Origin of the sequence: Aurantimonas sp. 22II-16-19i (assembly GCF_002088275.1) — a bacterium.
GTDB lineage: Bacteria > Pseudomonadota > Alphaproteobacteria > Rhizobiales > Rhizobiaceae > Jiella.
Map to the genome: position 1 here is coordinate 1 of NZ_AQQS01000096.1, position 415 is coordinate 415.

At 65.5% G+C, this 415-nt stretch carries 1 protein-coding gene; it reads left to right on the plus strand.

What is annotated here, in order from left to right:
- Positions 1 to 24: 24 nt before the first annotated feature.
- Positions 25 to 415, plus strand: a 391-nt coding sequence (locus tag ATO4_RS26760; protein WP_139802744.1) for a type 1 glutamine amidotransferase domain-containing protein, incomplete at its 3' end; no start/stop codon positions are given.

Here is a 415-nt window from a genome sequence, read left to right on the forward strand (position 1 = left end):
CCGGCATCATCAAAGGAGACGACGATGAAGGTTCTCATGGTCCTGACGTCCCACGACCGGCTCGGGGACACCGGCAAGAAGACCGGCTTCTGGCTGGAAGAGCTCGCGGCACCCTATTACGTCTTCAAGGACGCGGGCGCCGAGATCACACTCGCCTCGCCCAAGGGCGGCCAGCCGCCGCTCGACCCCAAGAGCGACGAGCCGATGTTCCAGACCGACCTGACGCGGCGCTTCACCGCCGACAAGGACGCCAATGCCCAGCTGGCCGAGACCGTGCGCCTCGACAGCGTCGACCAGGCGGACTTCGACACGGTGTTCTATCCCGGTGGCCACGGCCCGATGTGGGATCTGGTGGAAGACGAGACTTCGATCCGCCTGATCGAATCCTTCGTCGCGGCCGGCAAGACGATCGCGC